25 protein-coding genes are annotated in these 26,318 nt (G+C 53.3%); 15 read left to right on the top strand and 10 right to left on the bottom strand.

Going from position 1 to position 26,318, the window contains the following annotated elements:
- Positions 1 to 12 precede the first annotated feature (12 nt).
- The 4 genes from grxC to cysE all read left to right on the top strand — a co-directional run bounded on the left by grxC (position 13) and on the right by cysE (position 2,696).
- Positions 13 to 264, top strand: a complete 252-nt coding sequence (grxC, locus tag OGW16_RS09585; protein WP_003024152.1) for a glutaredoxin 3 — start codon at positions 13 to 15, stop codon at positions 262 to 264.
- Between the two features lie 46 nt (positions 265 to 310).
- The gene (gene secB / locus OGW16_RS09580) at positions 311 to 778 is read left to right on the top strand and encodes a protein-export chaperone SecB (RefSeq protein WP_003024155.1); all 468 of its coding nucleotides are present in this window, start codon (positions 311 to 313) and stop codon (positions 776 to 778) included.
- On the top strand, positions 778 to 1,797 hold the full coding sequence (gene gpsA / locus OGW16_RS09575; protein WP_043018726.1) for an NAD(P)H-dependent glycerol-3-phosphate dehydrogenase: 1,020 nt from the start codon (positions 778 to 780) through the stop codon (positions 1,795 to 1,797). The genes secB and gpsA overlap by 1 nt, the downstream gene beginning before the upstream one ends.
- Positions 1,798 to 1,874: 77 nt before the next feature.
- On the top strand, positions 1,875 to 2,696 hold the full coding sequence (gene cysE, locus OGW16_RS09570; RefSeq protein ID WP_016154965.1) for a serine O-acetyltransferase: 822 nt from the start codon (positions 1,875 to 1,877) through the stop codon (positions 2,694 to 2,696).
- Positions 2,697 to 2,789: 93 nt separating this feature from the next.
- Here cysE and trmL read toward each other — a convergent pair whose 3' ends face one another.
- The 6 genes from trmL to OGW16_RS09540 form a co-directional block, all read right to left on the bottom strand.
- Positions 2,790 to 3,263, bottom strand: a complete 474-nt coding sequence (gene trmL / locus OGW16_RS09565; RefSeq protein ID WP_043018725.1) for a tRNA (uridine(34)/cytosine(34)/5-carboxymethylaminomethyluridine(34)-2'-O)-methyltransferase TrmL — start codon at positions 3,261 to 3,263, stop codon at positions 2,790 to 2,792.
- Positions 3,264 to 3,309: 46 nt separating this feature from the next.
- A complete protein-coding gene (locus OGW16_RS09560; RefSeq protein ID WP_172862507.1) occupies positions 3,310 to 4,650 on the bottom strand; it encodes an MFS transporter in 1,341 nt (446 codons plus the stop codon).
- A 197-nt stretch (positions 4,651 to 4,847) separates the two neighbouring features.
- The gene (gene lldD, locus OGW16_RS09555) at positions 4,848 to 6,038 is read right to left on the bottom strand and encodes an FMN-dependent L-lactate dehydrogenase LldD (RefSeq protein ID WP_043018724.1); all 1,191 of its coding nucleotides are present in this window, start codon (positions 6,036 to 6,038) and stop codon (positions 4,848 to 4,850) included.
- On the bottom strand, positions 6,035 to 6,811 hold the full coding sequence (lldR, locus tag OGW16_RS09550; protein WP_286518362.1) for a transcriptional regulator LldR: 777 nt from the start codon (positions 6,809 to 6,811) through the stop codon (positions 6,035 to 6,037). Before lldR ends, lldD begins: the two co-directional genes overlap by 4 nt.
- Positions 6,808 to 8,463 (bottom strand): L-lactate permease, encoded by a 1,656-nt coding sequence (gene lldP / locus OGW16_RS09545; protein ID WP_003827332.1) that lies wholly within the window; start codon positions 8,461 to 8,463, stop codon positions 6,808 to 6,810. Before lldP ends, lldR begins: the two co-directional genes overlap by 4 nt.
- A gap of 262 nt (positions 8,464 to 8,725) precedes the next feature.
- Positions 8,726 to 9,088, bottom strand: coding sequence for a YibL family ribosome-associated protein (locus OGW16_RS09540; protein ID WP_043018722.1), 363 nt, complete (start codon positions 9,086 to 9,088; stop codon positions 8,726 to 8,728).
- Between the two features lie 292 nt (positions 9,089 to 9,380).
- Between OGW16_RS09540 and OGW16_RS09535 the strand changes: the two genes are divergently transcribed.
- Positions 9,381 to 9,587, top strand: coding sequence for a hypothetical protein (locus tag OGW16_RS09535; RefSeq protein WP_003827334.1), 207 nt, complete (start codon positions 9,381 to 9,383; stop codon positions 9,585 to 9,587).
- Between the two features lie 12 nt (positions 9,588 to 9,599).
- Here OGW16_RS09535 and mtlR read toward each other — a convergent pair whose 3' ends face one another.
- The 3 genes from mtlR to mtlA all read right to left on the bottom strand — a co-directional run bounded on the left by mtlR (position 9,600) and on the right by mtlA (position 13,472).
- On the bottom strand, positions 9,600 to 10,190 hold the full coding sequence (mtlR, locus tag OGW16_RS09530) for a mannitol operon repressor MtlR (RefSeq protein WP_047407889.1): 591 nt from the start codon (positions 10,188 to 10,190) through the stop codon (positions 9,600 to 9,602).
- Positions 10,187 to 11,335 carry a mannitol-1-phosphate 5-dehydrogenase gene (gene mtlD, locus OGW16_RS09525; RefSeq protein ID WP_043018719.1) on the bottom strand — a complete coding sequence of 383 codons (1,149 nt, stop codon included), beginning with the start codon at positions 11,333 to 11,335 and terminating at the stop codon, positions 10,187 to 10,189. The genes mtlR and mtlD overlap by 4 nt, the downstream gene beginning before the upstream one ends.
- Before the next feature lie 220 nt (positions 11,336 to 11,555).
- Complete coding sequence (gene mtlA, locus OGW16_RS09520) at positions 11,556 to 13,472, bottom strand: PTS mannitol transporter subunit IICBA (protein WP_043018718.1); 1,917 nt, start codon at positions 13,470 to 13,472, stop codon at positions 11,556 to 11,558.
- Positions 13,473 to 14,002: 530 nt separating this feature from the next.
- Here mtlA and OGW16_RS09515 point away from each other — a divergent pair.
- The 9 genes from OGW16_RS09515 (at position 14,003) to OGW16_RS09475 (ending at position 24,333) form a co-directional block, all read left to right on the top strand.
- Positions 14,003 to 14,365: a DUF3302 domain-containing protein gene (locus OGW16_RS09515; RefSeq protein ID WP_043018717.1), complete on the top strand. Its 363-nt coding sequence runs from the start codon at positions 14,003 to 14,005 to the stop codon at positions 14,363 to 14,365.
- A gap of 2 nt (positions 14,366 to 14,367) precedes the next feature.
- Entirely contained in the window at positions 14,368 to 15,504 is a 1,137-nt protein-coding gene (locus OGW16_RS09510; protein WP_047407893.1) for an HlyD family secretion protein, read from the top strand.
- A gap of 70 nt (positions 15,505 to 15,574) precedes the next feature.
- A complete protein-coding gene (locus OGW16_RS09505; protein ID WP_075145483.1) occupies positions 15,575 to 16,183 on the top strand; it encodes a glutathione S-transferase in 609 nt (202 codons plus the stop codon).
- Positions 16,184 to 16,408: 225 nt separating this feature from the next.
- Positions 16,409 to 17,800 carry an L-seryl-tRNA(Sec) selenium transferase gene (selA, locus tag OGW16_RS09500; protein WP_087050755.1) on the top strand — a complete coding sequence of 464 codons (1,392 nt, stop codon included), beginning with the start codon at positions 16,409 to 16,411 and terminating at the stop codon, positions 17,798 to 17,800.
- Complete coding sequence (gene selB / locus OGW16_RS09495; RefSeq protein WP_043018713.1) at positions 17,797 to 19,641, top strand: selenocysteine-specific translation elongation factor; 1,845 nt, start codon at positions 17,797 to 17,799, stop codon at positions 19,639 to 19,641. Before selA ends, selB begins: the two co-directional genes overlap by 4 nt.
- Positions 19,642 to 19,830: 189 nt before the next feature.
- Positions 19,831 to 20,982, top strand: coding sequence for an L-threonine dehydrogenase (gene yiaY / locus OGW16_RS09490; protein ID WP_286518361.1), 1,152 nt, complete (start codon positions 19,831 to 19,833; stop codon positions 20,980 to 20,982).
- A 92-nt stretch (positions 20,983 to 21,074) separates the two neighbouring features.
- Entirely contained in the window at positions 21,075 to 22,613 is a 1,539-nt protein-coding gene (aldB, locus tag OGW16_RS09485; protein ID WP_043018711.1) for an aldehyde dehydrogenase AldB, read from the top strand.
- Between the two features lie 254 nt (positions 22,614 to 22,867).
- Complete coding sequence (locus OGW16_RS09480) at positions 22,868 to 23,191, top strand: DUF3302 domain-containing protein (RefSeq protein WP_047407908.1); 324 nt, start codon at positions 22,868 to 22,870, stop codon at positions 23,189 to 23,191.
- A gap of 5 nt (positions 23,192 to 23,196) precedes the next feature.
- Positions 23,197 to 24,333, top strand: coding sequence for an HlyD family secretion protein (locus OGW16_RS09475; RefSeq protein WP_047407922.1), 1,137 nt, complete (start codon positions 23,197 to 23,199; stop codon positions 24,331 to 24,333).
- An 81-nt stretch (positions 24,334 to 24,414) separates the two neighbouring features.
- On the opposite strand, the gene OGW16_RS09470 is transcribed toward OGW16_RS09475, so the two are convergent.
- Positions 24,415 to 25,368 (bottom strand): LysR family transcriptional regulator, encoded by a 954-nt coding sequence (locus OGW16_RS09470; RefSeq protein ID WP_286518360.1) that lies wholly within the window; start codon positions 25,366 to 25,368, stop codon positions 24,415 to 24,417.
- A gap of 121 nt (positions 25,369 to 25,489) precedes the next feature.
- Between OGW16_RS09470 and OGW16_RS09465 the strand changes: the two genes are divergently transcribed.
- The gene (locus OGW16_RS09465) at positions 25,490 to 26,230 is read left to right on the top strand and encodes a MipA/OmpV family protein (RefSeq protein WP_047407925.1); all 741 of its coding nucleotides are present in this window, start codon (positions 25,490 to 25,492) and stop codon (positions 26,228 to 26,230) included.
- Positions 26,231 to 26,318: the final 88 nt, after the last annotated feature.

Genomic DNA, 26,318 nt, shown 5'->3' with positions numbered 1-26,318 from the left:
TGGAGATAAGTCATGGCCAATATTGAGATCTATACCAAAGCAACCTGCCCATTTTGCCATCGCGCAAAGGCGCTGCTGAACAGCAAGGGTGTGAGTTTCCAGGAACTTCCGATTGACGGCGATGCCGTGAAGCGCGAAGAGATGATCAAGCGCAGTGGCCGTACTACGGTTCCGCAGATTTTTATTGATGCACAGCACATTGGTGGTTGTGACGACTTGTATGCGTTGGATGCGCGTGGTGGACTGGATCCACTGCTGCGTTAAGGCGTACCGAAGTATTTAAAGGACAACACTAAAGGGTTTTCTCAACATGTCAGAACAAAATAACACTGAAATGGCTTTCCAGATCCAACGTATCTATACCAAGGATGTGTCTTTCGAAGCGCCAAATGCACCGCATGTTTTCCAGAAAGATTGGCAGCCAGAGGTTAAACTTGATCTTGATACCGCATCTACCCAACTGGCAGATGATGTGTATGAAGTAGTGCTGCGTGTCACCGTAACGGCTTCTCTGGGCGAAGAAACTGCGTTCCTGTGCGAAGTTCAGCAGGGCGGTATTTTTTCCATCAGTGGTATTGAAGGGACTCAGATGGCGCATTGCCTTGGCGCATACTGCCCGAACATTCTGTTCCCGTATGCCCGCGAATGCATCACCAGCCTGGTTTCACGCGGTACATTCCCGCAACTGAACCTTGCGCCGGTCAACTTTGATGCGCTGTTCATGAACTATTTACAGCAGCAGGCTGGCGAAGGTACTGAAGAACATCAGGATGCCTGATGAACCAAAGTAATGCTTCAATGACTGTGATTGGTGCCGGCTCGTACGGCACCGCTCTTGCCATTACCCTGGCAAGAAATGGCCATCAGGTTGTCCTGTGGGGCCATGATCCGAAACATATCGCGACCCTCGAGCACGATCGCTGCAACGTCGCGTTCCTCCCTGATGTGCCTTTTCCCGAAACGCTGCGCCTGGAAAGTGACTTAGCCACTGCGCTGGCCGCCAGTCGTAATATTCTGGTGGTAGTGCCGAGCCACGTTTTTGGCGAAGTGCTGCGTAACATCAAACCGCTGATGCGCCCTGACGCGCGGCTGGTCTGGGCGACAAAAGGTCTGGAAGCGGAAACGGGACGCCTGCTGCAGGACGTCGCGCGTGAAGCGTTAGGTGATTCTATTCCACTGGCGGTTATCTCCGGTCCGACGTTCGCGAAAGAGCTGGCGGCGGGCATGCCGACGGCGATATCTCTGGCCTCAACGGATGATACTTTTGCTGACGATCTCCAGCAGTTGCTGCACTGCGGCAAAAGCTTCCGTGTGTACAGCAACCCGGATTTCATTGGCGTTCAACTGGGCGGCGCGGTGAAAAACGTCATTGCGATTGGCGCGGGGATGTCTGACGGCATTGGTTTCGGCGCCAATGCGCGAACCGCATTGATCACCCGTGGTCTGACCGAAATGTCTCGTCTTGGCGCGGCGCTGGGTGCCGATCCTGCCACCTTTATGGGGATGGCGGGTTTGGGCGATCTGGTGCTGACCTGTACCGACAACCAGTCACGTAACCGTCGTTTTGGCATGATGCTCGGCCAGGGGATGGACGTGCAGGGCGCGCAGGACAAGATTGGTCAGGTGGTTGAAGGCTACCGCAATACGAAAGAAGTTCGTGAATTGGCGCACCGTTTTGGTGTTGAGATGCCAATAACCGAGGAAATTTATCAAGTATTGTATTGCGGAAAAAACGCGCGCGAGGCAGCATTGACGTTATTAGGCCGTGCACGCAAGGACGAGCTGAGTCGCCACTAGCTGTAAGGAACTGTTGAATATAACGACCCGACCCGCGAAGAACGGGTCGGTCGTTTTGCTACCTTCTGGAGTACGCAATGCCGTGTGAAGAACTGGATATCGTCTGGAAAAACATTAAAGCGGAAGCCCGGGCACTGGCGGAATGTGAGCCAATGCTGGCCAGTTTTTACCACGCAACGCTGCTCAAGCATGAAAATCTCGGCAGTGCGCTAAGCTATATGCTGGCGAATAAACTCGCCTCTCCGATCATGCCTGCCATTGCGATTCGCGAAGTCGTGGAAGAGGCCTACGCCGCCGATCCTGAAATGATTGCCTCAGCGGCCTGTGATATTCAGGCGGTACGTACGCGTGACCCGGCTGTCGATAAATATTCCACCCCACTTCTGTACCTGAAGGGTTTTCATGCGCTTCAGGCCTACCGTATTGGTCACTGGCTGTGGCATCAGGGGCGTCAGGCACTGGCGATCTTCCTGCAAAATCAGGTGTCCGTTAGCTTCCAGGTAGATATTCACCCGGCGGCAAAAATTGGCCGTGGGATCATGCTCGATCACGCCACCGGTATTGTGGTGGGTGAAACCGCCGTGATTGAAAACGACGTCTCTATTTTGCAATCCGTTACGCTCGGCGGGACCGGTAAAGCCGGCGGCGATCGTCATCCGAAAATTCGTGAAGGGGTGATGATTGGCGCAGGAGCAAAAATTCTCGGCAACATTGAAGTCGGACGCGGCGCGAAGATTGGCGCAGGTTCCGTGGTTTTACAGCCGGTCCCCCCGCACACTACCGCGGCAGGCGTTCCGGCACGCATCGTCGGTAAGCCAGACAGCGATAAGCCGTCCATGGATATGGATCAGCATTTCAATGGGATTCATCATACTTTCGAATACGGCGACGGCATCTGATTTCGAGCCATGCCCGGTGGCACTGCGTTTACCGGGCCTACGTGGTATTTGTAGGCCGGATAAGGTGTAGCCGCCATCCGGCATTTAATTCTTTTACGACCGCAATACCGCGCCGGGATAACCTAACTGGCGCCAGGCCTCATACACCACCACCGACACCGCATTTGACAGGTTCATGCTGCGACTGTCCGGCATCATCGGAATACGAATTTTTTGTTCGGCAGGCAGCGCATCGAGGATGCTGGCTGGCAGGCCGCGGGTTTCCGGGCCAAACATCAGATAATCTCCGTCCTGATAGCTTACCGCGCTGTGCGCTGGCGTACCTTTGGTGGTCAGGGCAAACAAACGTTGCGGATGTTCTGCAGCGACGAAGGCGGCGTAATCAGGGTGGCGAAGCACGGCGGTAAATTCATGGTAATCCAGCCCCGCGCGACGCAGGCGCTTATCGTCCCAGGTAAAGCCCATTGGCTCAATAATATGCAGACGAAAGCCGGTGTTGGCGCAAAGACGGATAATATTGCCGGTATTTGGCGGGATTTCTGGTTCGAATAAAACGATGTTAAGCATACTGCCCCCTTAATAACGGGGGGCAGAATAGCAGAAAGAGCCGGTACTATGCGACGGTCAGCGCGTGCGGTTTATAGCGTTGCAGCTTGTAAATCGTCGCGGCCGCGGCGACCAAAGCCGGAAGGCTGAGGAACATTAAGATACTGTCTGCCTGCCATTGCAGGGAAAGCAACTGGGCGCTCATCATCGTTCCGGCTACGCCGCCGAAGCGGCCCACGCCCTGCATCCAGGCAATGCCCGTTGCGCGGCAGTGGGTTGGATAAAACGTTGCAGCCAGCGTCTGTAGCCCGGACTGCGCGCCGTTCATGGTAATCCCCATCAGGAAGATCAGTGCGCCAAACAGGATGATATGGTTGTGTTCAAACCCGAGAGCGAGGGCAAACAGCATCGTCAGAATAAAGCCGAGTGACACCACTTTATGCGCTTCCCAACGGTCCATTAACCAACCGGCCAGCAGGATCCCTGCAGTACCGCCGAAGGTAAACAGTGACGTCAGCCAGGCGGATTCAGCCAGCGGATAGCCCATGCCCAGCATCAGCGTTGGCATCCAGCTCAGCAGCACGTAATAGATAACCAGCCCCATAAAATAGGTCGTCCAGAGCATCAGCGTGCCCGGCAGCCAGGGCATACTGAATAGCTGCGCCACGCTGCCTTTTTTGATCGTGACGCGGTCTTCATCCAGATAAAACTGAGTAACCTGTTCCAGATTTCCCGACATAAAACGTTGAGCAATGCGTTTAACCTGTGCCACCCCTTTACCGCGGTGAACCAGATACTTCACCGACTCCGGCAGGAACAGCACCAACAGTACGGTGAGGGCCAGCGGGGCGATCGCACCGGCAAGCAGAACACTGTGCCAGCCGTAATTGGGAATAAGCCAGGAGGAGATTACGCCGCCGCCCGCAGCACCTAACGGAAAGCCGCAGTACATGGTGTTAATCGCCATTGAACGACAGCGTTTCGGGGCGAATTCTGACACCAGGGTGATGGCGTTGGGCATTGCCGCGCCAAGCCCAAGTCCAGTGAGAAAACGCCAAAATGTGAGCATATTCAGGGTCTGGGCATAGGCGGTTCCCAGACTGGCGAGGCCAAAGAACAGACAGGAAAAGACCAGGACACGCTTACGGCCCATACGATCGGAAATCGGTCCGGCGAGCAGGGCGCCAAATGACAGGCCTAATAGCGCGGCGCTTAACACCGGTCCGAGATCTTGCTTCTTGATGCCCCAGTCGGCTGAGAGCGTGGGAGCAATATAACCCATCGCCGCGGTATCGAAGCCGTCAATGGCTAAAACCAGAAATCCCAGGACAATAATGACCCAATGGAAGCGCGAAAAAGGACTGTCATCTATCGCCTGCTGGATATTCACTTTACCGGAATAAGCCATGTCACCCTCGCCCGTTATGATGGTTGTTATCTGTATAAATCGCTCTTGTATTAGCTTGTATATACATTTGGCAGGTGGATAAAAAGTTGTCAAATATATTGGTTGTAAATGTTAACTGGTCGTTATTTTTGGATAAAAAATGGCCGGGCTGAGAACAGGCCGACCATGCAGAAAACGCGATTTTACGGGGGAGAGTGTTACGCAGCGCTACCCTGGGCCAGAGGCGCTAATGCAGCAGGCAGGCTCTTACCCAGTTCCTGTACCAGCGAATCACCGCTGATTTCGCTAATCGACTTCGCACCGGTCAGGGTCATTGCCACTTTCATCTCTTTCTCGATCAGATTCAGCAGATTCGCCACCCCGGCCTGGCCGTGGGTCGCCAGCGCGTACAGATAGGCCCGCCCCAGCAGCACGCTATCCGCGCCCAGCGCAATCATGCGCACAACGTCCAGACCGTTGCGGATCCCGCTATCGGCCAGAATGGTGATATCGCCCTTCACCGCATCGGCAATGGCGGGCAGCGCGCGAGCAGAAGACAGCACACCATCTAACTGGCGGCCACCATGGTTAGAAACGACAATGCCATCCGCGCCGAAACGGACTGCATCACGAGCATCTTCCGGATCGAGGATCCCTTTGATCACCATCGGGCCGTCCCAGAATTCACGGATCCACTCGAGGTCTTTCCAGGAAATCGACGGATCGAAATTATTCGCCAACCAGCCGATGTAATCCTCAAGGCCGGTGGGTTTGCCAAGATAGGTCGAGATATTGCCTAAATCATGCGGGCGACCGTTCAGGCCAACGTCCCATGCCCACTGTGGATGAGTGGCTGCCTGCCAGTAGCGACGCAGCGCGGCGTTGGGACCACTCATACCGGAATGGGCGTCACGGTAACGTGCGCCGGGCGTAGGCATATCGACGGTAAAGACCAGCGTGGAGCAACCCGCTGCTTTGGCGCGCTCCAGGGCGTTACGCATAAAGCCGCGATCGCGCAGGACATACAGCTGGAACCACATCGGACGCTTGATGGTCGGGGCGACTTCTTCAATAGGACATACGGATACCGTGGAAAGCGTAAACGGAATGCCTTTAGCGTCAGCGGCGGCGGCGGCCTGAACTTCCCCCCGGCGTGCGTACATGCCGCACAGTCCGACAGGCGCGAGGGCCACCGGCATAGAAAGCGTTTCGTTGAACAGCTTTGTTTCCAGGCTCAGGTCGGACATATTCTTCAACACGCGCTGGCGCAGCGCCACTTCCGACAGGTCTGCCACGTTACGGCGCAAGGTGTGCTCGGCATACGCCCCACCGTCAATATAATGGAACAAGAAGGGGGGTAGGATGCGCTGGGCTGCGGCGCGATAGTCGCTGGCTGCTGAAATAATCATGTGTTGTTCTCCCTGCTATTATCACCAGAGTCACCGGGCAGGCGGGTGATACGCGCCTGGCGGGCCTGATCTTCATCAAATCGTTTAATCGTGGTGTGGACAAAACTAAGGTGCGCCATCATGGCCCTACGCGCCCCGTCGGCATCGCCGGCGACAATGGCGTCCAGCACTGCCTGATGCTGCGCCGTCAGTTGTGAAAATACGGGGGGCACGAGGTACATACGTTGGCGGCTCTGTTTAACCGAAGACTGCAATACGTCGAAGAAACCGCGCATGGTCTGCAACAGCACCACGTTGTGCGAGGCCTCCGCAATGGCGAGATGAAAGCGCACGTCAGCCTGTGAGGCGAGATCCGGATCTTCGCTTTGCGTGGCGTCGAAACAGAGCCTGATTTTCTCTTTGTCGGCGGCGGTGGCCCGCATCGCTGCGTGCCATGCGGTGCTGGCTTCAATGGCGTGGCGGGCTTCAAGAATATCGAAGCTGTAGTCGGGATCGTCCGCCAGCAGGCTCTTCAGCGGCTGAACGATGTTTTGTTCAGACCAGGCCTCATGCTGCCAGCGGATAAACGTCCCGCCGCCACGACGGCTAATCAGTACGCCTTCGCTCACAAGCTTTGCTAACGCCTCGCGCAGCGAGTTGCGCGAGACGCCGAGCTGTACGGCCAGCTGACGCTCAGCGGGCAACTTCATGCCCGCCTCCAACTGTTGTTCTTCAATCAGCGCCCGCACACGAGATGCGACTTCGTCTGACAGGCGTCTGGGCATCACTATCATGGAATCATCCAGGTTAAGACATAGGCCTGCAGCGTGGTGATCACACCCACCATGCAGGTGAAAATCAGGCTGTGCTTCACGGTAAAGCGGAACAGGTCAGATTCTTTCCCCACTAATCCCACTGCCGCACAGGCAATAGCGATAGATTGTGGAGAGATCATCTTGCCGGTCACGCCGCCGGTGGTATTTGCCGCCACCATCAGTACGTCTGATACGCCGATTTGCTGAGCGGCCGTGGCCTGCAGGGCGGCAAACAGTGCGTTTGATGAGGTGTCGGACCCGGTCAGGAATACCCCCAGCCAGCCGAGGAACGGCGAGAAGAAAGTAAACGCGCTGCCGGTGTGCGCCAGGGCCAATGCCAGGGTTGATGAAAGACCTGAGTAGTTAGAGATAAACGCGAACGCCAGCACCATGCCGATGGAGTAAATAGGCAGCGCCAGATCTTTCAGCGTGCTGCCAAAGGTTTGCAGCGCAGCAGACGGCTTCATCTTCAACCAGACGATAGACAGCAGGGCGGCAAACAGGATCGCGGTACCGGTCGCAGAGAACCAGTCAAATTTGTACACCGCCGCGTAGGCTGTGGCTTCGTGTACGACCGGCGGCATACGGGCAACCAGCTTGTCGAGGAACGGGACTGGAATATTGACCACCCAGTGGTACATCGCGCCGCCGGGCGCAAACAGCGCTTTAAACGGCGGTATGCTCCACAGCGTGACGGTGGCGGTCAGGAACAGGAACGGAGACCAGGCGCGTACCACTTGTCCTGCGGTGTAGCGGGTGCGCGACAGGTCCATATCGACCTGCGAAGCGCCCATATCGCCAAAGCGGAAGATGCGTACTGGCTGCCAGCGTTTCAGGAACAGCGTCAGGCAGACCAGCGAAACCAGAGAAGAGATGATGTCTGGCAGCTCCGGTCCGATAAAGTTAGAGCTGAGATACTGCGCGATAGCAAACGAGCCTCCAGCGACCATCACCGCAGGCCAGGTCTCTTTTACGCCGCGCCAGCCATCCATAATCGCCATAATCCAGAAGAGCACGATAATGGTCAGGAACGGCAGCTGACGGCCCACCATCTGGCCAATCTCGAAGCTGTCCAGTCCGGTCACCTGACCGGCAACCAGAATCGGAATGCCCATTGCGCCAAAAGCGACCGGCGCAGTATTTACGATCAAGCACAAACCTGCCGCGTACAGTGGGTTAAAGCCGAGGCCTACCAGCAGCGCGGCGGTAATCGCTACCGGAGCGCCAAAGCCTGCTGCTCCTTCGAGGAAGGCACCAAAGGAGAAACCGACAATCAGCATTTGCAGACGCTGGTCCGGGGTAATCGAGAGTATCGATGAGCGGATGATGTCGAACTGCCCGGTTTTCACCGAGATTTTATAGACGAATACCGCGGCGATAATGATCCAGGCAATCGGCCACAAACCATAGAAGAAGCCGTAGACCACGGAAGCCAGAGCGTGATCGACCGGCATTTTGTAAAACAGCAGGGCGACCGACAAAGCAATCACCACCGTCCATGATGCCGCAACATAGCCTTTCAGCTTGAGCTTAATCAGGGCGAAGAAAAAGAACAGGATAGGGAGCGATGCGATCAAACTGGAAAGCCAGATGTTACCGGCCGGGTCGTAGTTCTGTTGCCAGAGATTCATTGCAGGTCTCCTGGGGGCCGCCGACATAATGGAATGAGTCTGTGCTCATCTCCAGGTCACATTATGTGTAAAAGTGGCCCTGCCAATATTGTTGTGTAGGGGTAATGACAATGAATGGTTAATCAAATGTTATCTATTGGCAACGGTATTGTACGCGCATTTTAATGAAATGTGAGGTGCTGGTAGGATCTGACTGAAATTGGTAGGGCCAATTGCGAGGTGAAATGAAGGACCGGGCAAGCGGATGTTGCCCGGTGGGAGATTAGAACTCGCTCTTCGCGAAGCCCGTCATCTCTTTCAGGCCCATTTCACGGCCAAGCTCGGTCATCGGGTGAACGACAATCAGGCCGCGCACGCTCTTCTTCAGCTTGCCCATATCCGCCTGCTCTTTTTTGGTGATGGCGCGACGGAAAGGGAGTTTCGTCAGCTTTTGCGCTTCTTTGCTCAGCTTCTGGCCATGGACTTCACGCAGACGCGCAATCTCGGTTTCCAGAGTTTCTTTCTCTTGTTCCAGCTCGGCATATTTGTCGGCGGCCTCAACCAGAGACAGGTCAGCCTGCTGGTGGCGGATAGCGTCCAGACGATCGCTCAGGCGTTTAATTTCGTTTTTTTCGACTTCTTTCATAGGATAGCTTCTGATAAAAATAGGATGAATATCCTATAGTATGCGCGCAGAGCGGGATTATTCACAACTAATCGAAGATAAATAATCAAATGCCGCAAGTATTATTCAGCTAATGGAAATACTACCATTTTGATTAGTAAGGAATTTTAAGCGATAAGATCGGCCATGGCGCTTTTTATTGGCGGGTTCATAGTGAAGCACGTTTTCCTCAATGTAATTGCCCAACCGATCCTAAACTTAAATGATCAACCGCGCAGGCTGAGCGTGGTTAATACATGGAGGAGGGAAGATTATGGCGAAAATAGGTGAGAACGTCTCGGTCCTTATTGATAAGACGGTCGATTTTATGGCTTCAAGCCAGGCTTTTCGCGAGTATCTGAATAAAACACCACCGCGCAACGTTGTCCCTTCTGAAATACCGCAGGAGAATGCGCAGCTGTATCTGCAACGTCTGGCGTACTATCGGCAGCTTTATCGACCGCAGCAGGAAGAGAAGTAAGCCTGCAGGGTCTTATTTTTGAAAGGCTTTTTTTAAGCTGATTTTAGAAATCAGCTCGGTCAGGGAAAGTACCATCGTGGAGCGCACCATCTGCTGGTAGCGCTGGATCTGCATCGCGTGCAGACCTGAGTCTGAGGTATCAAACTGCGGTGGCGGCGGGAGTGCCGTCACGCAGTGGAGTTCGCCAAACGGACCAAGAATTTCGTCGTCGGTGAACGCATATTCATTGCCGTCATGGTTTAACTCTTCCCGCAGCGCCATCAGAAGCTCCGCGTCTTCATACTCCGGCCGGCTGAGTACGCCCAGACCGTAGATGAGCTTCAGGCGAACGGAAAGATCGCCCAGCGGACCGTCGCCGTCAAGCAGCGGTTCTACAGCATATTTCACCGCATAGTCGTCTTTGCGAAATACCTGAAGCACAAGAATATTCACCGCCTCGGTAAGCAGTTCTACGGCGGTGATGAGGAAGCTGCGTACGGTTTTGCCAGCATTCAGACGCTCAAGCACACGATTTTCAAAGGCCTGCGTTTGTTCCATTATTGCCTGCATATCTGACAATCTGTCATTTTGGCGCAGGCTGACCTGCGCCACATTCTCTATCATTTGGTCGCGTTATATGCGTTAACCGCCTCCGCCACCACATCACTGTTGGCATCCAGGCCGGAGATCTGCGCCAGCGCGGCCTGTGGACCTTTTTCGTCAATCAGCGCGGCCAGTTCCTGTGCCTGAGGATCTTCCTCACTGCGATAGTGCATTGCAGCGGCAATACCGGTGACCAGATTGGCGTGCGGCAGAGCATACTCCAGCGTGCCCAGCAGCGGTTTAATCAGACGATCGCCCGCGCTCAGCTTACGCAGCGGCTGACGACCCACGCGCTCAACGTCATCTTTCAGATACGGGTTTTCAAAGCGACCGAGGATTTTCTGAATGTATGCCGCATGTTTTGCTGCATCAAAGCCATAGCGTTTAATCAGTACCGCGCCGCTCTCTTCCATCGCACCTTTTACCACTGCGCGGATTTTCTCGTCGAGAATCGCGTCACGGATGGTCTGATGACCGGTCAATTTTCCGAGGTACGCGGTTATAGCATGCCCGGTGTTCAGCGTGAAGAGTTTACGTTCGACAAATGCCATCAGGTTATCAGTTAATTCCATTCCCGGGATGTTCGGCAATTCGCCTTTAAACTGCGTTTTGTCGACAATCCACTCACTGAAGGTTTCAACGGTAACTTCCAGCGGGTCATTGGTCGCAGAGGCTGAAGGAGGAACAATACGGTCCACGGCGGAATCGACGAAGCCAACATGTTCTTCAACCCAGGCTTTGTCTTCATCTGCCAGCGCGTTCATTACATGGCCTTTCAACTGGGTCGTTCCGCGAACCATGTTTTCACAGGCGATGATATTTAGCGGAGTAGCTATGCCCTGTGCCTTGCGTTTAACCAGCCCTTTGGCGATGGCCGGAGCGATACGCTCAAGCACGACCGGACCGACGGCGGTAGTGACTAAATCTACATGGGCAATCAGGTCGACGACATCATCGCCGATGCTGCTCACGGCGTTGACGCCGGAGACGGTATCAACCTGCTCGTTTTCACCCACCACATGAACCTGATAGCTATGACGGGCATTCAGGGCATCGAGCACGACCTGGTTTACATCCGCGAACGTCAGCTGTATCCCCGCGTCCGCCAGCAATTTGCCGATAAAGCCACGACCGATATTACCTGCGCCAAAATGTAATGCTTTCATAGTATTAACCTTCATTAATGTTTTTACCCAAGAGGGCTGGGGTGAGGCTTTTCCCTCAACCTAACCCTCTCCACAAGGGAGAGGATATCGCCTTCATATTTCGAACTGCAGATGCGTTGGCTCTCCTCGCTCACCCCAGTCACGTACTTATGTACGCTCCTGGGGATTCACTGCGTTGCCGCCTTCCTGCAGCTCGAACTATTTTGGAGATACTTAAGCGTTAAGCTTTTTTACCCGCCAGCAGTTCCAGAACTTCATCCACGCTGGTGGTATGGGCCAGACGTTCGATCACAGATTCATCATCCAGAGCGTTGGTCAGGCTGGTAATCACCTGGATGTGCTCGTTGTTACGTGCTGCGATACCAATTACCAGGCGGGCAATATCGTCTTCTTCTTCACCGAAGCGAACGCCTTCCGGGTATTGGCAGAACACCACACCGGTTTTCAGCACGCGGTCTTTGGCTTCAACCGTACCATGCGGTACTGCGATGGACTCGCCGAGGTAAGTCGGGGTCAGTTTTTCGCGGTCCAGCATCGCCTCAACGTATTCTGGCTCAACGTAACCACCTTTCACCAGTTGCTCACCGGCAAAGCGAATCGCTTCCTCTTTGTTAGTGGCTTTACGGCCAAGGAAGATATTCTCCGCACCCAGCTTGAACAGGTGGGTATCACCCTCTTCAAAGCTGTCTTTCAGGTGATCGCGGACTTTCACTTCATTCACGTTGTGGCGCTGTGCCGCAACCAGACGTTCGGTCAGGCTGGAGTACAGACCGCTGTCGAGGAAGTTGGTCAGCGAAATGTGCTGTGCCTGAGGCACCTGGCGCATCGCACGTTCGGTCAGGTCACGGTGGGTAATGACCAGATCCACATCCGGCGGCAGATTGTTAATCGCGCTGTTGGTGACAGAAATCTGAGACAGACCGGCATCCTGCACTTTCTTACGCAGTACGCCCGCACCCATGGCGCTGGAACCCATACCGGCATCGCAGGCAACGATGATTTTACGCACATGGCTCAGGTCGTTAGTCACGTCGCCAGCCGCCAGCGGAGATGCGCCTTTAGATTCCGCTTTCATGTCGTGCATACGACGTGTGGCAGCATCAATGTCATCATCTTCTTTCACTTTGCTGGTTTTCAGCAGAATGGCTGAGACTACAAAGGAGACCGCCATTGCTGCACAGATAGCGGCGATGTTAGCGAAGTAAGCCCCCTTCGGCGTCATTGCCAGCACGGCCAGGATAGAACCCGGAGAGGCCGGAGAAACCAGACCGCCGTTCAGGATAGTCAGGGTAAATACGCCAGTCATACCGCCGAGGATAACGGCCAGGATCAGACGTGGGTTCATCAGCACGTACGGGAAGTAAATTTCGTGGATACCACCCAGGAAGTGAATGATTGCCGCGCCGCCCGCAGACTGCTTAGCGCTGCCGCGACCGAAGAACATGTATGCCAGCAGGACGCCCATACCCGGACCCGGGTTAGCTTCAATCAGGAAGAAGATGGATTTGCCCATCTCATGGGATTGCTGAATACCCAGCGGTGAGAAAATACCGTGGTTGATGGCGTTATTGAGGAACAGGATTTTCGCCGGTTCAACGAAGATAGACGCCAGCGGCAGCATGTCATGGACAACCATGAAGTTAACGCCTGCCGCCAGGATTTTGGACAGTGCTTCAACCAATGGGCCAATGCCAAGGAATGCCAGAATGGCGAGGATCATCCCGATGATGCCTGCGGAGAAGTTATTCACCAGCATCTCAAAACCGGACTTGATCTTACCGTCTACCCAGTTGTCGAAATGTTTGATAGCCCAGCCGCCCAGCGGACCTGCGATCATCGCGCCGAGGAACATTGGCATATCAGCACCGACGATAACGCCCATGGTGGTGATAGCACCAACCACGCCGCCACGCTCGCCGCCAACCAGCTTACCACCGGTATAACCGATCAGTAGCGGCAGCAGATAGGTGATCATTGGGCCGACAAGCTTCGCCAGCGTTTCGTTCGGCAACCACCCTGTCGGAATGAATAATGCGGTGATAATACCCCACGCGATAAACGCGCCGATATTTGGCATCACCATGTTGCTGAGGAATCGACCAAAGCTTTGCACCTTGATCTTAATATCGGATGACATAAAAACACCCCTTCTTATGTTTGCTATCGCGCAGGCTGAAAGCCCGAGGTTTGTTAATGTAGCGGCAGGAGGTAGCCGGACCCTGTAGATACTGCGAAATCTGGCACTGAATCGTTCAACTGTCCAGTCGACGCCCTTTTGTGTGACTTCCGTCACGTAAATATAGGGTGTGGGGCGCTAGTTAATGTGACCTTAATCACAAAATTCCGGTACAAAAAAACATCACTGGATCAGAATTCGCCAAAAACGAGGGTTAAATGTGAACTGATTCACATTTTTGCTTTTGCTGTTTGTTGAATCTTTGTGATGTAGATCGCAAAGTATTTTTATCTGCATTTGCTCGGATGTGATCTACAGCAGGTTCTACCCCCGACATTTTTATTGCAAAAGAAAGCAACTTCTCACCAGAAAAAATATTTTTTTTGTGGTATGGCGAAAACCCCAAACTGCAGTTATGTTCAAAACATCAGCCTGGGTGCATACGGCTGCCGGCATAAAAAAACTCTAATTAGCGTGAATTCGAGGCAGGTATGTTTCTTAATTATTTCGCGTTGGGCGTGCTGATCTTCGTATTTCTGGTGCTGTTTTATGGAATCATCGCCATCCACGATATCCCCTATAACATGGCTAAGAAGCGCAACCATCCTCATGCCGATGCCATCCACACGGCGGGATGGGTGAGTCTTTTTACATTGCATGTTATTTGGCCATTCCTGTGGATTTGGGCGACGCTCTACCAGCCTGAGCGTGGCTGGGGCATGCAGTCACACATCACGTCGACCGGAAAGGATCCAGACCCCGAGATTGCTGCGCTGGCAGCGCGCATCAGCCAGTTGGAAAAAAGACTGGATGGGGAGAATAAAACCGATAACTCCACCTTTCCGGAGATTTAATCATGGATCTGTTGATTGTCCTGACCTACGTGGCATTCGCCTGGGCCATCTTTAAAATATTCCGTATTCCGGTCAACCAATGGACGCTTGCAACCGCTGCATTAGGCGGCGTGTTTATTGTGGCGGGACTCATTTTATTAATGAACTATAACCACCCGTATACCTTTACGGCGCAAAAAGCGGTTATTTCAATTCCTGTTACCCCGCAGGTCACGGGAATTGTTAGTGAGGTGACAGATAAAAATAATCAGCTGATTAAAAAAGGCGAGGTGTTATTTAAACTCGACCCTGTGCGTTATCAGGCGCGGGTTGACAGACTTCAGGCAGACCTGGTGACCGCGACGCATAATATCGACAATCTGAAAGCACAGCTGTCGGAAGCGGTCGCTAATACCACCCGCGTGTCTGCGGAACGTGACCGCCTGTATAAGGATTATCAACGCTATTTGAAGGGCAGCCAGGCGAGGGTAAACCCATTCTCTGAAAGCGATATCGACAACGCCCGGCAAAACTATCTGGCCCAGGATGCGCTGGTCAAAGGATCGGTTGCGGAACAGACACAGATTCAAAGCCAGTTAGACAGTATGGTCAACGGGGAGCAATCTCAGGTTGCGTCTCTGCGCGCTCAGCTCGCTGAAGCCAAATACAATCTTGAGCAGACTATCGTCCGTGCCCCCAGCAACGGCTATGTTACGCAGGTGCTTATTCGGCCCGGGACCTACGCTGCCGCGCTGCCTCTGCGCCCGGTGATGGTGTTTATTCCGGAACAGAAACGACAAATCGTGGCGCAATTCCGCCAGAACTCGCTGTTGCGCCTGAAACCGGGCGATGAAGCGGAAGTGGTGTTTAATGCGCTACCAGGTCAGGTTTTCTCCGCTAAGTTGACCTCCATTCTGCCGGTTGTGCCGGGCGGTTCTTATCAGGCTCAGGGGGCATTACAATCCTTAACGGTGGTGCCGGGTACCGATGGGGTGCTGGCCACGATTGAACTGGATCCTAATGCCGATGTAGATGCGTTGCCGGACGGTATCTATGCCCAGGTGGCGGTCTATTCTGACCATTTCGCCCACGTGTCGGTGATGCGTAAAGTGTTGCTGCGCATGACCAGTTGGATGCATTACCTTTATTTGGATCATTGAGATCGTCATCACCTGCCATTTACGGCGACCTGAGCCATACTGATATTTTTGTTGGCAAAAAGGACCCGGCATGAAACTCATTGGCAGCTATACCAGCCCTTTTGTGCGTAAAATTTCTATTCTGTTACTGGAAAAGGGCATCACCTTCGAATTTGTGAATGAACTTCCCTATAACGCGGATAGCGGCGTGGCGCGCTATAACCCGCTAGGAAAAGTGCCCGCGCTGGTCACCGATGAGGGCGAGTACTGGTTTGACTCCCCGATCATTGCGGAATATATCGAGCTGCTGGATATTGCGCCAGCTATGCTGCCGCGTGAACCGCTGGCGGCGCTGAAGGTACGCCAGTTGGAAGCGCTGGCAGACGGCATTATGGATGCGGGTTTAGTCTCGGTGCGTGAGCAGGCTCGCCCCGCCGCGCAGCAGTCAGAAACGGAACTGTTACGCCAGCGGGAAAAGATTACCCGTAGTCTGGATATGCTGGAGGGCTATCTGGCGGACGGTACGCTGAAAACGGATACGGTTAACCTGGCAACCATTGCGATTGCTTGTGCCGTCGGTTATCTCAATTTCCGTCGGGTCGCGCCCGGCTGGTGTGTTGATCGCCCGCGCCTGGTCAAACTGGTGGAAACGCTCTTTCAACGCGAAAGTTTTGCCCGTACTGAACCGCCAAAGGCTTGATACACATTTACACTTCATCCTTCAAGCTGCCTCTTTGTTGGCAGCGTTTCTTCGCCCCAGTTACGTACTATTCGTACGCTCCTGGGGACTCATTCTCTTGCCGCCTCGATGCATCTTGAATGATTTTGTGTATGTATGTCCGCCTGAGCAAAGTCACGGTACAATCCTTCCTATATCGATATCCCTCTCCACGGTGGAGAGGGCCACCAACAGCCAGGCCCTTTCATGACAACCGACATGCGTTCACTCTACAGCCAGCTTCCCGCTATCGATCGTTTATTGCGCGATAGCGCCTTCCCAGCCTTACGTGAGTCTCACGGTCATACCCGAGTGGTTGACCTGCTGCGTCATATGCTCGACGAAGCCAGAGAAGCCATCCGCGACACGCACGCGCTCCCGGCATGGTGTGAGGACTGGGCGCAAGAAGCCAGCGCCCGGCTGGAACGAGAATCGCAAAGCGCGCTGCGTCCGGTGATTAACCTGACCGGCACGGTGCTGCACACCAACCTTGGTCGCGCGTCGCAGGCAGAAGAAGCGATCGAGGCGGTGGTGCAGGCGATGCGCACGCCGGTGACGCTGGAATACAGCCTGGATGATGCCGGGCGCGGACATCGGGATCGGGCGCTGGCGGATTTACTCTGCCGTCTGACGGGGGCGGAAGACGCCTGTATCGTTAATAACAATGCAGCAGCGGTTTTACTGATGTTGGCCGCCACGGCTAACGGCAAAGAGGTGGTCGTTTCACGCGGCGAACTGGTAGAAATTGGCGGCGCGTTTCGTATTCCGGACGTTATGTGCCAGGCCGGATGTATGCTGCGTGAAGTGGGTACCACCAACCGGACCCATGCGAAAGATTACCGTCAGGCGGTGAATGAAAACACCGGGCTGCTGATGAAGGTGCATACCAGTAATTACAGCATCGAAGGCTTTACGAAGTCGGTGGGTGAGGCTGAGCTGGCCGCTATTGGTAAGGAGCTGGATGTACCGGTGGTGGCGGATCTCGGCAGTGGCTCGCTGGTCGATCTCAGCCAGTATGGACTGCCGCAGGAGCCGATGCCGCAGCAACTGATTGCCGCTGGCGTCAGTCTGGTGAGCTTTTCTGGCGATAAATTACTGGGCGGGCCGCAGGCCGGGATCATCGTCGGTAAAAAAGAGATGATCGCTCGCTTACAGAGCCATCCGCTGAAACGTGCATTACGGGCTGATAAAATGACGTTGGCTGCGCTGGAAGCGACGCTGCGGCTTTATCTGCACCCGGAAGCATTGGCGACGAAGCTGCCGACGCTACGCCAGCTCACCCGTTCGCAAGAGGCTGTCCATGCGCAGGCCCAACAATTACAGGCACGGCTTGCTGAGCATTACGGCGACGAATTCGCCCTGAATGTGATGCCTTGCCTGTCGCAGATTGGCAGCGGCTCGCTACCTGTTGATAGGCTGCCCAGCGCGGCATTAACCTTTACCCCCCACGACGGGCGCGGTAGCCGCCTTGAAGCGCTGGCCGCTCGCTGGCGTACGTTGCCCGTGCCGATCATTGGGCGAATTTATGATGGTCGCATGTGGCTGGATCTGCGCTGCCTTGAAGACGAGACCCGGTTTATGGAGATGATGCTGAAATGATTATTGCAACCGCCGGACACGTTGACCACGGAAAAACAACGTTATTACAGGCGATTACCGGCGTGAATGCCGACCGTCTGCCGGAAGAAAAAAAGCGCGGCATGACCATCGATCTCGGCTATGCCTACTGGCCGCAGCCGGACGGACGGATACTGGGATTTATCGATGTTCCGGGACACGAAAAGTTTTTGTCCAACATGCTGGCAGGTGTCGGCGGGATTGACCACGCGCTGCTGGTGGTGGCGTGTGATGATGGCGTGATGGCGCAAACGCGTGAGCATTTGCAAATTTTGCAACTGACGGGTAATCCGCAGATCACCGTGGCGCTCACGAAAGCCGACCGCGTGGATGAGGATCGCATCAACGCGGTACGTGCCGAGGTGCACACCACGCTTGAGAATTATGGTTTCGCCGGTGCGGTTCTGTTCGTGACGGCCGCCAGTGAAGGTCGTGGGATTGAAGAACTGCGCGAGCATTTGCTGCAATTAACGTCGCGCGAGCATGCCTGCGATCGCAGCTTTCGCCTGGCGATTGACCGTGCCTTTACGGTCAAAGGCGCGGGGCTGGTGGTGACCGGGACGGCGCTTAGCGGTGAAGTGAATATCGGTGACACGCTGTGGCTCACGGGCGTCAACAAACCGATGCGCGTACGTAGCCTGCATGCGCAAAATCAGGCCACCGAACGCGCGCAGGCGGGGCAACGTATCGCGCTGAATATTGCCGGCGATGCGCAAAAAGAAGAACTTAACCGCGGCGACTGGCTACTTTCTGATGCGCCGCCGGAGGCTTTTACCCGCGTAATTGTTTCTTTAGAACATGCCGCGCCGCTGATGCAGTGGCAACCGCTGCATATTCACCACGCGGCCAGTCATGTAACCGGGCGAATCTCGCTGCTTGAAGGAACGCTGGCGGAACTGGTGTTTGATACACCGCTTTGGCTTGCTGATAACGACCGTCTGGTGCTGCGCGATATTTCTGCCCGCACGACGCTAGCAGGTGCGCGCGTGGTAACGCTCAATCCGCCGCGTCGCGGGAAACGTAAGCCGGAATATCTGCAGTGGCTGTCGGCGCTGGAAAAGGCGCAGAGTGACGGCGACGCCCTGGCGCTGCATCTGACGCGTGGGGCGGTGAATATTCCTGATTTCGCCTGGGCGCGCCAGCTCAACGGCAACGGGATGCGTCCGTTGATTGAGCAACATGGTTTTATTCAGGCGGGATACAGCCTGTTGAATGCTCCCGTTGCGGCGCGCTGGCAGCGAAAAGTCCTCGATACGCTGGCGACCTACCACGAACAGCACCGTGATGAGCCAGGGCCTGGACGCGAACGTCTGCGGCGTATGGCTTTGCCGATGGAAGACGAAGCGCTGGTCTTGCTGCTGATTGAAAAGATGCGCGAGAGCGGTGCCATCCATAGCCATCATGGCTGGCTGCATTTGCCGGATCATAAGGCGGGTTTCAGCGATGAGCAGCAGGCAATCTGGCTAAAAGCAGAACCGCTTTTTGGCGATGAGCCGTGGTGGGTACGCGATCTGGCAAAACAGACGGGTACGGATGAGCAAATGATGCGCGTGGCGTTACGACAAGCGGCACAGCAAGGCATTATTACCGCGATCGTTAAAGATCGCTATTACCGTAACGATCGGATTGTGGCCTTTGCCAATATGATCCGCGAGCTGGATCAGGAACGGGGATCGACCTGTGCGGCTGATTTCCGCGACAGGCTGAACGTTGGGCGCAAATTGGCTATTCAGATTCTGGAATATTTTGACCGCATTGGTTTTACGCGTCGCCGGGGAAATGATCATTTATTACGCGATGCGTTATTGTTTCCGGAAAAATAATGAAACAATTAATTCATGGTTTAAATGAATTAATACAAAATATATGTTGATTGAAATAAGCACATTAGATTCTAAGCCTAATGTGCTTTTTTATTTATGGTGTTATTAAAATAACCACCACGATCATATTTTGTTGAAAAATTCACACGTATGCTTCCTGGCTCTTCAGAATAAAATAAGGAACGTACAATGGCTGCTTCAACATTTTTTATTCCTTCCGTGAATGTAATTGGCGCTGATTCATTAAAAGACGCGATGAATACAATGGCGGAATATGGTTTTCGCCGTACGCTGATTGTCACAGATGCCATGCTGACGAAATTAGGTATGGCTGGCGAGATTCAAAAGGCATTACAGGAACGTGATATTTTCAGCGTCATTTACGACGGTACGCATCCTAATCCGACGACCAGCAACGTTGCTGCTGGCCTGAAAATGCTGAAAGAAAATGACTGTGATAGCGTTATTTCTCTCGGCGGTGGTTCGCCACACGATTGTGCGAAAGGCATTGCGCTGGTGGCGGCTAACGGTGGCTATATTCGCGATTACGAAGGCGTGGATCGCTCAGCAAAACCTCAGTTGCCGATGATCGCCATTAACACCACCGCGGGTACGGCGTCGGAGATGACGCGTTTTTGCATTATTACCGATGAAGTACGCCATATTAAAATGGCGATTGTGGATAAGCATGTTACGCCGCTGCTGTCCGTTAATGACTCCTCGCTGATGGTCGGTATGCCGAAGTCTCTGACGGCGGCCACTGGTATGGATGCGCTGACCCACGCTATCGAAGCCTACGTTTCTATTGCTGCAACCCCAATTACCGATGCTTGCGCGCTGAAAGCGGTCACCATGATTGCGGAAAACCTGCCGGTCGCTGTTGAAGACGGCAGCAATGCTCAGGCACGTGAGGCTATGGCCTACGCGCAGTTCCTCGCAGGCATGGCCTTTAACAACGCTTCTCTGGGTTACGTGCACGCCATGGCGCACCAGTTGGGTGGTTTCTACGATCTGCCGCACGGTGTATGTAACGCTGTTTTGCTGCCGCATGTGCAGGTTTTCAATAGTAAAGTGGCTGCCGCTCGTCTGAGTGATTGCGCTAAGGCGATGGGCGTGGACGTTGCTGGCTTGAGCGCAGAGCAAGGGGCGGAAGCTTGCATCGCGGCGATCCGCGAACTGGCGCAGAAAGTGAATATTCCTGCCGGTCTGCGTGAGCTGAACGTGAAGGAAGAAGATATTGCCGTACTGGCGACCAATGCCCTGAAAGATGCCTGCGGTTTCACTAACCCGATTCAGGCGACTCATGAAGAAATTATGGCGATTTATCGCGCAGCCATGTAATTCGTGATACCTGTCGTAAAGCAGGAAATGGCTGGCGAATAATTCGCCAGCCCCGTCTACCCTTGTAGTACCCCTACAGCAAGGAGACGGTCATGACCAATAATCCCCCTTCAACGCGTATTTATCCCGGCGAATATGGTTACCCTCTGAAGTTAAAAGCCCGATACGATAACTTTATCGGTGGTGACTGGGTTGCACCGGTGGACGGCGAGTATTACCAAAACCTGACGCCGGTAACCGGGCAATTACTGTGCGAAGTGGCCTCTTCCGGCAAAAAGGATATCGATCTCGCCCTGGATGCCGCGCACAAGATAAAAGACAAGTGGGCGCAGACATCCGTGCAGGACAGGGCGGCGATTCTGTTCAAAATCGCCGATCGCATGGAGCAAAATCTCGAGCTGCTGGCGACGGCAGAAACCTGGGATAACGGTAAACCTATCCGCGAAACCAGCGCGGCAGACGTGCCGCTGGCTATTGACCATTTCCGCTATTTCGCTTCCTGTATTCGTGCGCAGGAAGGGGGAATCAGTGAGGTTGATAGCGAGACCGTGGCGTATCACTTCCATGAACCTCTAGGTGTGGTAGGGCAAATTATCCCGTGGAACTTCCCGCTACTGATGGCCAGTTGGAAGATGGCGCCCGCGCTGGCGGCGGGTAACTGCGTGGTGCTTAAACCTGCGCGTCTGACGCCGCTGTCCGTACTGCTGTTGATGGAAGTCATCGGCGATCTTCTCCCACCAGGCGTAGTGAACGTGGTAAACGGCGCGGGTGGAGAAATCGGTGAATATCTGGCGACATCTAAACGCATTGCGAAAGTGGCGTTTACCGGCTCAACGGAAGTCGGGCAGCAGATCATGCAGTACGCCACGCAGAATATTATCCCTGTCACGCTGGAGCTGGGTGGGAAATCTCCCAATATCTTCTTTGCAGACGTGATGGATGAAGAAGATGCGTTCTTTGACAAAGCGCTGGAAGGCTTTGCGTTGTTTGCCTTCAACCAGGGCGAAGTGTGTACCTGTCCAAGCCGTGCCCTGGTGCAGGAATCCATTTACGAACGTTTTATGGAAAGAGCGATTCGCCGGGTGGAAAGTATTCGTAGCGGCAACCCGTTAGACAGCGTGACGCAAATGGGCGCGCAGGTGTCGCATGGTCAACTGGAAACCATTCTGAATTACATCGACATTGGTAAGAAAGAAGGGGCAGATATTCTCACTGGCGGGCGGCGTAAGCAGCTGGATGGTGAGTTAAAAGAGGGTTACTACCTCGAACCGACCATTTTGTTTGGTAAGAATAATATGCGGGTTTTCCAGGAAGAGATCTTCGGACCGGTACTGGCCGTCACGACCTTCAAAACCATGGAAGAGGCGCTGGAAATCGCCAATGACACCCAATACGGTCTCGGTGCTGGCGTCTGGAGTCGTAACGGAAATCTGGCGTACAAGATGGGCCGCGGTATTCAGGCGGGGCGTGTATGGACCAACTGTTACCATGCTTACCCGGCGCATGCGGCGTTCGGCGGTTACAAGCAGTCGGGCATCGGGCGCGAGACGCATAAGATGATGCTCGAGCATTATCAGCAAACCAAATGCCTGCTGGTGAGTTACTCAGATAAACCGCTGGGGCTGTTCTAATATCCCGTCACTTACTGCCCGGACGCGTTTAGCGTACCGGGCATCCCCAGGATGCTTACTCAGGTAAGTGGCTGGGGTGAACGAACGCAGCCAACAAAGAAGCAGCTCGAAAGACGACGGGTATATATAGAAACCCATATATCGTTATATAAATAACACCATTGCATCCAATCTGGTCATTCCACTACTATTATCAACTCTATTGTTTAAATCAAACAGCAGCCGAATTTTTAATTTAAATCCCTGAGGCAAATATGTTCCTTGATTATTTTGCATTAGGAGTGCTTATTTTTGTATTCCTGGTCATTTTTTACGGGATTATTATTCTGCATGATATTCCCTATCTAATTGCAAAGAAACGTAACCATCCACATGCTGACGCAATACACGTCGCGGGCTGGGTTAGTTTGTTTACCTTACATGTTATTTGGCCCTTTTTGTGGATCTGGGCAACGCTTTATCGCCCCGAGCGCGGATGGGGCATGCAGAGCGCGGATCCTTCCCTGATCCAGCTTCAGGCACGGGTGGCCGATCTGGAAAAGAAACTGGGTGAGGCGAAGACCTCTCCGGCGGAGTAATATCGATGGATTTACTGATTGTTCTGACCTATGTGGCGTGCGCATGGTCAATATTTAAAATATTTAAAATTCCTGTAAATAAATGGACAGTACCCACTGCAGCCTTAGGCGGTATATTTATTGTTTGCGGGCTGATATTACTGATGAATTATAACCATCCGTATACATTTAAGGCGCAAAAGGCGGTAATTTCAATTCCCGTAGTGCCGCAGGTAACGGGTGTAGTGACGGAAGTAACGGATAAGAAAAATACGCTGATCAAAAAAGGCGAGGTTCTTTTTAAGCTTAATCCGGGACGTTATCAGGCACGGGTAGATCGTCTGAAAGCTGATATTGTCACCGCACAGCATAAAGAGCAGGCTCTGGTGGCACAGTTAGACGAAATGCAAGCCAACACGCAGCAGGCAAAGGCCACGCGCGACAAACTGGCTAAAGATTACCAGCGCTATGCGCAGGGGAGTCAGGCGAAGGTGAATCCTTTTTCTGAACGCGATATCGACGCGGCGCGGCAAAACTATCTGGCGCAGGAAGCCGCGGTGAAATCCTCCGTTGCAGAACAACAGCAAATCCAGAGTCAGTTAGACAGCCTGGTGCAGGGTGAGAATTCGCAAATTGCCAGCCTGAAAGCACAGTTAGCTGAAGCGGAATTCAATCTGGATCAGACCGTGGTTCGCGCGCCCAGCGATGGTTACGTAACCCAGGTGCTGATGCGCCCCGGAACCTACGCCGCCGCGCTGCCGATGCGCCCGGTGATGGTGTTTATTCCGGATCAAAAACGGCAAATTATCGCCCAGTTCCGTCAAAACTCGCTGCTGCGACTGGAGCCCGGCGATGAAGCGGAAGTGGTCTTTAACGCCCTGCCGGGTAAGGTATTTAGCGGCAAACTGGCTGCCATCAGCCCAGCCGTACCGGGGGGGACATACCAGTCGAACGGGGCGCTACAATCCTTAAACTCGACGCCCGGTTCGGAAGGGGTGATCGCCACAATTGAGCTAAATGAAAATGCGGATGTGAGCGCATTACCTGATGGGATTTACGCCCAGGTCGCCGTTTACTCTGACCACTTCGAGCATGTGTCGGTCATGCGTAAGGTCTTGCTGCGGATGACCAGCTGGGTGCATTACCTGTATCTCGACCACTAGGTGCAGGCTATTTTTGAACCTGGGCCGTGTTCAAACTACCTGCGCCAATAACGCCTGTTGAGTCTGGTATCCTCATTTTGCTTACTCAGTCTGCTGCTCCAGCGACTGAGTAAGCTGCTGGCGGATCTCTGCCAACATCTCATCAAGAATAAACTGTACCCGCCATGGCTGGTATTCACGCTTGCGGAAAATCGCCACCAAATCCAGCCACCATTCATGTTGTTCTGAGAAACATGGGACCAGCAATCCGGATTGAACATCTTTTTGTACACTCGCATTCGGCGCAAAAACAATGCCCAGATGGTTACGTGCCAGCGCCAACGCAGACTGTGTATTGTCGCAGACATAATTTCCGGTCACCCGATAATCGTGCATTTCCTTGCCGCCGGAGGAGGTGAAGCGCCAGATATTGGCATCATCTATCATCATGGAATCAATCAGAATGCAGGAATGTTCTTCCAGCTCATCAGGACTACTAATAGGATGTTGTTTGATGTATTCAGGGCTGGCAAATGCCGTCACTGCATATTTGGTAATAAAACTGGCGACCAGTGATTCATCTTTAGGGTGTGCATAGGTGATTAAAACATCACAATCATCAGGAAAGTCGACGCCTTCATAAAATGCTTTACGTTCAAGGTTACATGTTTTAAGTGAGAGGCTAATGCCGCCGATATTCTGAATTTTTGCAATAACATGTTGCGATAAGTAAGCAATAATTCCCGTTGGTGCATAGACCGTTACCCGCCCACGTTTTTCATGCTTATAATCAGCAATGAAACTATTGAGCTGATCGTTTCTTTCCAGCATATCATTGATGTAAGGAAGCAGCGCCGTACCAAACGGCGTAAGAGTTAGCTGCCGAGTGGTGCGGTCAAACACCTTTAATCCAACTTTTGATTCGAAATCAGCCAGGTACTTGCTGACGTTGGCCTGTGCGATGCCGAGAACCGTAGCGGCATGACTGATGTTTTCACTGGCAGCAATTACCGAAATAATTTTCAGTTCCCGGTGTTTGAGTTGTAATTTGTTCATCGCCAAACCCAATATATATATGTTTGTATATATTACTATATAAATATGAATGTTGCATCGATGAAATTGTAAGCATTATTATGCACGCGCTTTGTAGCTTATTTTAAAATGGAATGTTGGCATGTTAATTAAACGCAATATTGTGGCGCTGTTCGCCTTTTCTTTTATGGCGAGTGCAACTGCCGCAGAATTTTCTATTGGTGCTGGCGCTGTATATAATGAATCTCCTTATCGTGGATATAATGATAACGTTCACGCAGTACCGCTTGTCAGTTATGAAAGTGAATCCTTTTATTTTAGGCAAACAACGTTAGGTTATATTCTTTCAAAAAACGAAAGTAATGAATTTAGCATTACTGCCTCATACATGCCGCTTGAGTTTGATCCAGGTGATAACGACGATCATGCGATGAAAAAGCTGGATAAGCGTGACGCGACCGCCATGGCGGGCGCCGCGTGGTATCACCATCAGAAATGGGGCAGTGTGAAAGTCTCCGCCGCAGCGGATGTGCTGGATAACAGCAATGGCTGGGTCGCGGAAATGTCTCTGTTCCGCCAAATGCCGATGGGCAAGCTAACGCTGACGCCGGCGATTGGCGTGCTCTACTATGACGAAAACTTCAACGAATATTACTACGGCATCTCTGGCAATGAATCCCGCCGTAGTGGGTTATCAAGCTACTCTCCTGGGGACAGCTGGACACCGTATGTTGGCCTGTCCGCTAAATACGCGTTGACCAGCAACCTGACGCTGCTGGCCAGCGCCAACTACAGTGCGCTGCCGGACGACATTAAAAATAGCCCGATGGTTGATCGCGATGACAGCTTCACCTTGATGTCCGGTCTGACCTGGCGTTTCTGATTCTCACCCGTTTGTCCTCAGGGAGGAGGGCAATCTTTTCAGTCGCCAGACCGGATAAGACGCGAAGCGTCGTCATCCGGTACGCTTA

This window comes from Citrobacter sp. Ce104 (assembly GCF_030334595.1).
Lineage (GTDB): Bacteria > Pseudomonadota > Gammaproteobacteria > Enterobacterales > Enterobacteriaceae > Citrobacter > Citrobacter europaeus.
Note: the sequence above shows the minus strand (reverse complement) of the source record. Positions and strands in the feature narration are given on the sequence as shown.

What these genes read in the sequence shown, in the direction of transcription:
- grxC (WP_003024152.1), top strand. Translation starts at nt 13, where the DNA reads ATGGCCAATATTGAGATCTATACCAAAGCAACCTGCCCATTTTGCCAT.
- secB (WP_003024155.1), top strand. Translation starts at nt 311, where the DNA reads ATGTCAGAACAAAATAACACTGAAATGGCTTTCCAGATCCAACGTATC.
- gpsA (WP_043018726.1), top strand. Translation starts at nt 778, where the DNA reads ATGAACCAAAGTAATGCTTCAATGACTGTGATTGGTGCCGGCTCGTAC.
- cysE (WP_016154965.1), top strand. Translation starts at nt 1,875, where the DNA reads ATGCCGTGTGAAGAACTGGATATCGTCTGGAAAAACATTAAAGCGGAA.
- trmL (WP_043018725.1), bottom strand. Translation starts at nt 3,263, where the DNA reads ATGCTTAACATCGTTTTATTCGAACCAGAAATCCCGCCAAATACCGGC.
- OGW16_RS09560 (WP_172862507.1), bottom strand. Translation starts at nt 4,650, where the DNA reads ATGGCTTATTCCGGTAAAGTGAATATCCAGCAGGCGATAGATGACAGT.
- lldD (WP_043018724.1), bottom strand. Translation starts at nt 6,038, where the DNA reads ATGATTATTTCAGCAGCCAGCGACTATCGCGCCGCAGCCCAGCGCATC.
- lldR (WP_286518362.1), bottom strand. Translation starts at nt 6,811, where the DNA reads ATGATAGTGATGCCCAGACGCCTGTCAGACGAAGTCGCATCTCGTGTG.
- lldP (WP_003827332.1), bottom strand. Translation starts at nt 8,463, where the DNA reads ATGAATCTCTGGCAACAGAACTACGACCCGGCCGGTAACATCTGGCTT.
- OGW16_RS09540 (WP_043018722.1), bottom strand. Translation starts at nt 9,088, where the DNA reads ATGAAAGAAGTCGAAAAAAACGAAATTAAACGCCTGAGCGATCGTCTG.
- OGW16_RS09535 (WP_003827334.1), top strand. Translation starts at nt 9,381, where the DNA reads ATGGCGAAAATAGGTGAGAACGTCTCGGTCCTTATTGATAAGACGGTC.
- mtlR (WP_047407889.1), bottom strand. Translation starts at nt 10,190, where the DNA reads ATGATAGAGAATGTGGCGCAGGTCAGCCTGCGCCAAAATGACAGATTG.
- mtlD (WP_043018719.1), bottom strand. Translation starts at nt 11,335, where the DNA reads ATGAAAGCATTACATTTTGGCGCAGGTAATATCGGTCGTGGCTTTATC.
- mtlA (WP_043018718.1), bottom strand. Translation starts at nt 13,472, where the DNA reads ATGTCATCCGATATTAAGATCAAGGTGCAAAGCTTTGGTCGATTCCTC.
- OGW16_RS09515 (WP_043018717.1), top strand. Translation starts at nt 14,003, where the DNA reads ATGTTTCTTAATTATTTCGCGTTGGGCGTGCTGATCTTCGTATTTCTG.
- OGW16_RS09510 (WP_047407893.1), top strand. Translation starts at nt 14,368, where the DNA reads ATGGATCTGTTGATTGTCCTGACCTACGTGGCATTCGCCTGGGCCATC.
- OGW16_RS09505 (WP_075145483.1), top strand. Translation starts at nt 15,575, where the DNA reads ATGAAACTCATTGGCAGCTATACCAGCCCTTTTGTGCGTAAAATTTCT.
- selA (WP_087050755.1), top strand. Translation starts at nt 16,409, where the DNA reads ATGACAACCGACATGCGTTCACTCTACAGCCAGCTTCCCGCTATCGAT.
- selB (WP_043018713.1), top strand. Translation starts at nt 17,797, where the DNA reads ATGATTATTGCAACCGCCGGACACGTTGACCACGGAAAAACAACGTTA.
- yiaY (WP_286518361.1), top strand. Translation starts at nt 19,831, where the DNA reads ATGGCTGCTTCAACATTTTTTATTCCTTCCGTGAATGTAATTGGCGCT.
- aldB (WP_043018711.1), top strand. Translation starts at nt 21,075, where the DNA reads ATGACCAATAATCCCCCTTCAACGCGTATTTATCCCGGCGAATATGGT.
- OGW16_RS09480 (WP_047407908.1), top strand. Translation starts at nt 22,868, where the DNA reads ATGTTCCTTGATTATTTTGCATTAGGAGTGCTTATTTTTGTATTCCTG.
- OGW16_RS09475 (WP_047407922.1), top strand. Translation starts at nt 23,197, where the DNA reads ATGGATTTACTGATTGTTCTGACCTATGTGGCGTGCGCATGGTCAATA.
- OGW16_RS09470 (WP_286518360.1), bottom strand. Translation starts at nt 25,368, where the DNA reads ATGAACAAATTACAACTCAAACACCGGGAACTGAAAATTATTTCGGTA.
- OGW16_RS09465 (WP_047407925.1), top strand. Translation starts at nt 25,490, where the DNA reads ATGTTAATTAAACGCAATATTGTGGCGCTGTTCGCCTTTTCTTTTATG.